A 6,869-nucleotide genomic window follows, 5' to 3' on the forward strand; every position below is an offset into this window, starting at 1 on the left:
TCTCGGGGGCCCGCGGGAGGCGGCGCCCCGGTGGGGGAGCCCTCGGGAGTACGCGGCCCGGCCGTGCCTGGCGCGGGGGGTACTCGGGGAGCTCCGGGGGAACTCGGGGAACTCTACGGCTGACTGTAGGGAGTGGCGCGCGGGGGCGGAAGTCCCCGGGGCCGGTCCGGCGGCCCGGCGCCGGGCCGGGCTCCTGCCCCGGCTGCGGATTTCGCCTCGGCCCCGGCTGCGCCCCGGGCTCCCGTCAGTGGGCCGACCCCGCCGGCAGGACCAGTTCGGTCGGCAGCACCGGGTCCCCCTTGGACAGCTGGGTGGCCGACAGCGGCAGCGCGGCGCGGGCGCGCACGTGCCGGTCGCGGGCGGCGTTCAGCGGCTCCCGGCCGACGGTCACGCCGTTCAGCACCAGCGGCACCTGCGTCAGGTGCGGCCGCAGCTCGTCCGGGACGGGCCCGGTGCCGACCACCTCGGCCTCGGCGACGCCGTCGGCGTCGGGCCGGCGGGCCGCCCACTTGCGGCCGCCGATGCTGGTCTTGCCGCCGGCCGCGCGCTTGGCCACCGGCACCAGCGGCCCGCCCTCGGTCTCGGCCCGGGCGACCAGCTTGTAGACCATCGCGCAGGTCGGGTGACCGCTTCCGGTGACCAGGCTGGTGCCGACGCCGTAGCCGTCCACCGGTGCGGCCGCCAGGGCGGCGATCGCGTACTCGTCGAGGTCCGAGGTGACGATGATCCTGGTCCGGTCGGCGCCGAGTTCGTCCAACTGGCGGCGGACCCGGTGGGCCAGCAGGGTGAGGTCGCCGGAGTCGATCCGGACGGCGCCCAGTTCGGGGCCGGCCACCTCGACCGCGGTGCGCACGGCCTCGCGCAGGTCGAAGGTGTCGACCAGCAGCGTGGTGCCCTTGCCCATGGAGGCGATCTGCGCCGTGAAGGCGTCCCGTTCGCTGTCGTGCACCAGGGTGAAGGCGTGGGCGGCGGTGCCGGTGGTCGGGATGCCGTGGGTGAAGCCGGCCTCCAGGTCGGAGGTGGCGGCGAAGCCGGCCACGTAGGCGGCGCGGGCGGCGGCGACGGCGGCCTGCTCGTGGGCCCGGCGGGCACCCATCTCGATCACCGGGCGGCCGCCGGCGGCGGCGGTCATCCGGGAGGCGGCGGCCGCGATGGCCGAGTCGAAGTTGAGGATCGAGAGGATCACCGTCTCCAGGATCACGGCCTCGGCGAAGCTGCCCTCGACGGTGAGCAGCGGCGAACCGGGGAAGTAGACCTCGCCCTCGGGGTAGCCGTGGATGTCGCCGCTGAAGCGGTAGTCGGCGAGGAAGCGCAGGGTGTCCTCGTCGACCACGTCCTGGTCGGCCAGCCAGTCCAGCTGGGGGGTGGTGAAGCGGAAGTTCTCGACGGCGTCCAGCACCCGGCCGGTGCCGGCCAGGACGCCGTAGCGGCGGCCGCCGGGCAGGCGGCGGGTGAACACCTCGAAGACGGAGCGGCGGTGCGCGGCCCCGCTGCGCAGGGCGGCCTGCAGCATGGTGAGCTCGTAGCGGTCGGTGAGCAGCGCGGTGGAGCCGGCCGCGCGCACTGAAGTGGCGTCCATACGGATGATGCTACTACCACTTAGCGTCAGAGTGACGATTTCTCATGGAGCGCGCCGGGCCGGAATCGCCCGGGTGTCCCCCGGATGGCAGCATGGGGCGTGAGGGTTACGGACGACTGTGCAGCGAGGAGGAGCCGGCGTGAGCGTCGCGCCCGTGGAGATCGAGCGCCCGGAGGTCGAAGGGGTGCCGGTGACCGAGCCGGACACGCCCTGGGTGACCATCGTGCACAACGACCCGGTCAATCTGATGAGCTACGTCCAGCACGTCTTCCAGGCCTACTTCGGCTACCCGAAGGACAAGGCCCGGAAGCTGATGATGGACGTCCACACCAAGGGTCGGGCGGTGGTCTCCAGCGGCTCCCGCGAGGAGATGGAGCGCGACGTCCAGGCGATGCACGGCTACGGCCTCTGGGCGACGCTGCAGCACGACTGACCCCGGCCCGACCGGCGCCGGCAGGACGGGCGTCGGCGGGAAGGCGCCGACACGGTCGGCGCGCAGGCGGCCGGTGGCCGGTCGGCCCGATGGGCGCGGAACCGCCGGCCGTACGACCGAAGACGACGAAGACGGGCTGACCGATACAGATGGCTGGGTTGTTCGAGAGCACCGGCGGTGGCGGCGCGGCGATCGCGCTGGACGAGTGGGAGGCCTCCATCCTGCGCTCGCTGGAAGTGCAGTTGCTGGAGCTGATCGGCCCCGGCCCGGGCGGGGAGGGTGACGACCCGCTGGCCGCGCTGTTTGCCGAGGGCCCGACCGAGGCCCCCGCCGACCCGGTGCTGGCCCGGTTCTTCCCGGACGCCTACGGCGATCCGCAGAAGCCGGAGGACGAGGAGTCCAAGGTCGCTTCCGGCGAGTTCCGCCGCTTCACCGAGCTGGACCTGCGGGCCCGCAAGCGGGAGGACGCGCTGTTCGTGGTCCGGGCCCTGGACGGTCTCGGCGACGGCGGGGTGCTCAAGCTGGCCCTGTCCGACTGCCGGCGCTGGCTGGGCGCGCTGAACGACCTGCGGCTGGCCGTCGGCGTCCGGCTGGAGGTCACCGAGGACGACGAGGACGGCCTCTACGAGCTGCCGGACGGTGACGAGCGCAAGCCGCTGGTGATGGCGTACCTGTGGCTGGGCGCCATGCAGGAGTCGCTGCTGGAGGCCATGACGGACTGAGTCCGCGTGAGTCGATCCTGCACGTTCGATCCTGCGCGTGCCGATCCTGCGCGGACCGACCTCTTGCGGAGTGATCCTGCCCGATTCCGGGCAAGCCCCGGCCGTTTTGTCCAGAATATGGACCATCGGCCGGGGCATTTCTTATGAAAATCGGGCAAAACATACCAGGTCATGCTCAAATAACGCTCAGATGGACACCGTTATCCGAACTCCGCGTGGTACGACTTCTCCACCCCCGAGACCGACCAGGACGGTGCACATTGGCCGAGAAGTTGTACGACGAAAGGGTCGACAACACACCGGATGCGGAGGGCTACGAGCGCGGGCTCGGCAGCCGCCAGATCCAGATGATCGCGATCGGCGGGGCGATCGGCACCGGCCTGTTCCTCGGCGCCGGGACCGCGATCTCCCGCTCCGGACCGAGCCTGATCCTCTCCTACGCCGTCGCCGGCCTGGTGATCTTCGTGATCATGCGGGCGCTCGGCGAACTGCTCACCTACCGCCCGGTGTCCGGCAGCTTCGCCGAGTACGCCCGGGAGTTCCTCGGCCCCTTCGCCGGCTACGTGACCGGCTGGACGTACTGGCTGTTCTGGGTCGTCACCGGGATGGCGGAGACCACCGCCGCCGCCGTCTACGTGCGGTTCTGGGCGCCCGACATACCGCAGTGGGTCAGCGCGTTGACCTTCCTGGTCCTGCTCTACGCGGCCAACCTGATCTCGGTGAAGCTGTTCGGGGAGATCGAGTTCTGGTTCTCCATGGTCAAGGTCACCGCCATCATCGGCATGATCCTGATCGGCGTCGGAGTGCTGACCCTCGGCTTCAGCAAGGCCGGTGACACCGCGTCGCTCGGCCACCTCTGGCAGGACGGCGGCTTCTTCCCGCAGGGCATCGGCTCCACCGTGATGACCCTTCAGATCGTCATGTTCGCCTACCTCGGCGTCGAACTCGTCGGCGTCACCGCGGGCGAGAGCGAGAACCCCGAGAAGACCCTGCCGCGCGCCATCAACACGCTGCCCTGGCGGATCATGCTGTTCTACATCGGCGCCCTGGTGGTCATCCTCTCGCTCGTGCCGTGGACCGAATTCCGGCCCGGCGTCAGCCCGTTCGTCGCCGCCTTCGGCAAGATCGGCATCCCGGCGGCGGCCGGCATCATCAACTTCGTGGTGCTCACCGCGGCGCTCTCCTCCTGCAACTCCGGGATGTACTCCACCGGCCGCATGCTGCGCGACCTCGCGCTGCGCGGACAGGCCCCGGGGCGGCTCACCAGGCTCAACTCCCGCCGCACCCCGGCCTTCGCGATCACCGTCTCCTGCCTGCTGATGGGCATCGGCGTGGTGCTCAACGGCGTCGTCCCGGCCCGGGCGTTCGAGTACATCACCTCGGTCGCCACGGTCTGCGGCCTGTGGACCTGGGCGATGATCCTGATCTCCCAGATCCGCTACCGCCGGGCCTGGCGGGCCGGCCACCTGCCGCCGCCCAGCTTCAAGGCGCCCGGCGGCGCCTGGGTCAGCGGGGCCGCGCTCGTCTTCCTCGCCGTGGTCGTGGTGCTGATCGGTCTGGACCGGGACAACCGGATCTCGCTGTTCGTCTTCCCGGGCTGGGCCCTGCTGCTGGTGGTCGGCTACCGGGTGCTCAAGCGCCGTGACCCGCAGGCCCTCCACAGCGCCACCCCGGACCGGCTGCCCGCCGGCGACGGGAACGTGGACGCACACTGACCGGACGCGGACCCCACCGCCCGAAGGTGGACGCCCACTGACCGGACGCGGACCCCACCGCCCGAAGGTGGACGCCCGCTGACCGGACGCGGACCCCACCGCCCGGACGTGGACGCCCGCCGACCGCGCCTCGGACGCCCCGGCGGACAGCCGCCGGGGCGTGGCTATCCTGGCCCGCATGCTGACCATCACCCGAGAACTCCGCGACCGGATCGTGGCCCACGCCCGCGCCGACCACCCGGACGAGGCCTGCGGCGTGGTCGCCGGACCGGCCGGCAGCGGCCGGCCCGAGCGGTTCGTCCCGATGCTCAACGCCGCCCGCTCGCCCACCTTCTACGAGTTCGACTCGGGCGACCTGCTCAAGCTCTACCGCGAGATGGACGACCGGGACGAGGAGCCGGTGATCGTCTACCACTCGCACACCGCCACCGAGGCCTACCCCTCGCGCACCGACGTGAGCTACGCCTCCGAGCCGTTCGCCCACTACGTCCTGGTCTCCACCGCCGAAGGCAGCGGGGAGGACGACCCGTACCAGTTCCGCTCGTTCCGCATCGTGGACGGCGAGATCACAGAGGAAGACGTGCAGGTCGTCGAGGCCTACGCGGCCTGACCGGCACCCCCGCGCACGCGGCCCGCCGACCCCTCCCGGAGGGGCGGCGGGCCGCCGCCGTCTCAGCCCTGGGAACGGGAACATCCGGATCCCGAGACGGCCATGTCGGAGCGGGGCCGGGAATCTATACGATGAGCCCATGCGTTCCGTCGATGTGAGCACTCAGGCCCCGGGCACCCGCCTCGTGGCGCGCCTGCACATCGACCTGTGCCGGCACGCCGGCGCGATCTGTCCCGGCACGCCCGCGCGCTCGCGCTGAGAGCCGCTTCACCACCTCCCCGGGCCACCGCCCGCCGCTCTCCGGCGACGCCGAGCCCCGGGTGCCCGCCCTGCCGCGTCCGCTGCGGCCCACTCACTCCACGACTCGCACAGGAGCGCACCCATGGCCATCGAGGTCCGCATCCCGACCATCCTCCGCACCTACACCGACGGCGCCAAGGCCGTCGAGGGCAACGGCAGCAACCTCGGGGAACTCTTCACCGACCTCGACGCCCGTCACCCGGGCATCGCCGCCCGCCTGGTCGAGGGCGGCGAGCTGCGCCGCTTCGTGAACGTCTACCTGAACGACGAGGACGTCCGCTTCCTGGAGGGCATCTCCACCGCCCTCGCCGACGGTGACAGCGTCACCATCCTGCCCGCCGTGGCCGGCGGCGCCCGCTGATCTCCCGGTTCCCCCGGCCCACCGCGGCCGGGGGAACCGCCCCTCCATCCTCACCGCCTTGGCCGGAGGCCTCCCTTGCGTTACGACAGTCCGCTCGAAGCCGTCGGCAACACCCCGCTGGTCCGCCTGCCGCGGCTGTCCGCCGCCGTTCCCGGCAACGCCGACGGCCTGGTGAGCCTCTGGGCCAAGCTGGAGGACCGCAACCCCACCGGCTCGATCAAGGACCGCCCGGCCCTGCACATGATCGAGCGCGCCGAGGCCGACGGCCGGCTCACCCCCGGCTGCACCATCCTGGAGCCCACCAGCGGCAACACCGGCATCTCGCTCGCCATGGCCGCCAAGCTCAAGGGCTACCGGATGGTCTGCGTGATGCCCGAGAACACCAGCGAGGAACGGCGCGAGCTGCTCCGCATGTGGGGCGCCGAGATCATCTCCTCCCCGGCCGCCGGCGGCTCCAACACCGCCGTCCGGATCGCCAAGGAGACCGCCGCCGAGCACCCCGACTGGGTGATGCTCTACCAGTACGGCAACCCCGACAACGCGGGCGCCCACTACACCGGCACCGGTCCCGAGATCCTCGCCGACCTGCCCACCGTCACCCACTTCGTGGCCGGCCTCGGCACCACCGGCACCCTGATGGGCGTCGGCCGCTACCTGCGCGAGAAGGTCCCCGGCGTGAAGATCGTCGCCGCCGAACCGCGCTACGACGACCTGGTGTACGGGCTGCGCAACCTGGACGAGGGCTTCGTCCCCGAGCTGTACGACGCCGAGGTGCTCACCACCCGCTTCTCGGTCGGCTCCGCGGACGCCGTCCGCCGCACCCGCGAACTCCTCCAGCAGGAGGGCGTCTTCGCGGGCGTCTCGACCGGCGCCATCCTGCACGCGGCGATCGGCGTCGGGCGCAAGGCGGCCGCCGCGGGGGAGCGGGCGGACATCGTCTTCGTGGTCGCCGACGGCGGCTGGAAGTACCTGTCCACCGGCATCTACACCGCCGAGTCCACCGAGGCCGCGGTCGAGGCGTTGCAGGGCCAGCTCTGGGCGTAGCCCCGGCCGACTAGATGAATGAGTCCGATCGCTGACCTGGCCGCGACCATGACGAAGGGTGCCCGTTGGTTGGTTTGTGAAGACGAACCTGGACACCCTTCTGAC

At 71.8% G+C, this 6,869-nt stretch carries 8 protein-coding genes; 7 read left to right on the forward strand and 1 reads right to left on the reverse strand.

The annotated features are described in order from the left end of the window. Positions 1–244: 244 nt before the first annotated feature. A complete protein-coding gene (locus tag ABZ449_RS16230) occupies positions 245–1,579 on the reverse strand; it encodes a nicotinate phosphoribosyltransferase (protein WP_360345958.1) in 1,335 nt (444 codons plus the stop codon). Between the two features lie 139 nt (positions 1,580–1,718). On the opposite strand from ABZ449_RS16230, the gene clpS reads away from it, so the two are divergent. From clpS to ABZ449_RS16265, 7 genes are all read left to right on the forward strand, one after another. Beyond that, positions 1,719–2,012 (forward strand): ATP-dependent Clp protease adapter ClpS, encoded by a 294-nt coding sequence (gene clpS / locus ABZ449_RS16235; RefSeq protein ID WP_360345960.1) that lies wholly within the window; start codon positions 1,719–1,721, stop codon positions 2,010–2,012. Between the two features lie 149 nt (positions 2,013–2,161). Beyond that, entirely contained in the window at positions 2,162–2,734 is a 573-nt protein-coding gene (locus tag ABZ449_RS16240) for a DUF2017 domain-containing protein (protein WP_360345962.1), read from the forward strand. A 347-nt stretch (positions 2,735–3,081) separates the two neighbouring features. After that, positions 3,082–4,449 carry an amino acid permease gene (locus ABZ449_RS16245; RefSeq protein WP_360345982.1) on the forward strand — a complete coding sequence of 456 codons (1,368 nt, stop codon included), beginning with the start codon at positions 3,082–3,084 and terminating at the stop codon, positions 4,447–4,449. 178 nt (positions 4,450–4,627) lie between these two features. Next, positions 4,628–5,059, forward strand: a complete 432-nt coding sequence (locus tag ABZ449_RS16250; protein ID WP_360345964.1) for a M67 family metallopeptidase — start codon at positions 4,628–4,630, stop codon at positions 5,057–5,059. Positions 5,060–5,198: 139 nt separating this feature from the next. Beyond that, positions 5,199–5,318, forward strand: coding sequence for a putative leader peptide (locus tag ABZ449_RS16255; RefSeq protein ID WP_310593142.1), 120 nt, complete (start codon positions 5,199–5,201; stop codon positions 5,316–5,318). 123 nt (positions 5,319–5,441) lie between these two features. Next, the gene (locus tag ABZ449_RS16260) at positions 5,442–5,720 is read left to right on the forward strand and encodes a MoaD/ThiS family protein (RefSeq protein WP_030242903.1); all 279 of its coding nucleotides are present in this window, start codon (positions 5,442–5,444) and stop codon (positions 5,718–5,720) included. Positions 5,721–5,795: 75 nt separating this feature from the next. Beyond that, the gene (locus tag ABZ449_RS16265; protein WP_360345966.1) at positions 5,796–6,764 is read left to right on the forward strand and encodes a cysteine synthase; all 969 of its coding nucleotides are present in this window, start codon (positions 5,796–5,798) and stop codon (positions 6,762–6,764) included. Positions 6,765–6,869: the final 105 nt, after the last annotated feature.

The organism is Kitasatospora sp. NPDC005856, assembly GCF_040629945.1.
Classification (GTDB): domain Bacteria; phylum Actinomycetota; class Actinomycetes; order Streptomycetales; family Streptomycetaceae; genus Kitasatospora.

Coding starts and splice junctions, on each gene's coding strand:
- ABZ449_RS16255 (WP_310593142.1), top strand. CDS start 5,199: ATGCGTTCCGTCGATGTGAGCACTCAGGCCCCGGGCACCCGCCTCGTG.
- ABZ449_RS16250 (WP_360345964.1), top strand. CDS start 4,628: ATGCTGACCATCACCCGAGAACTCCGCGACCGGATCGTGGCCCACGCC.
- ABZ449_RS16230 (WP_360345958.1), bottom strand. CDS start 1,579: ATGGACGCCACTTCAGTGCGCGCGGCCGGCTCCACCGCGCTGCTCACC.
- ABZ449_RS16245 (WP_360345982.1), top strand. CDS start 3,082: ATGATCGCGATCGGCGGGGCGATCGGCACCGGCCTGTTCCTCGGCGCC.
- ABZ449_RS16260 (WP_030242903.1), top strand. CDS start 5,442: ATGGCCATCGAGGTCCGCATCCCGACCATCCTCCGCACCTACACCGAC.
- ABZ449_RS16240 (WP_360345962.1), top strand. CDS start 2,162: ATGGCTGGGTTGTTCGAGAGCACCGGCGGTGGCGGCGCGGCGATCGCG.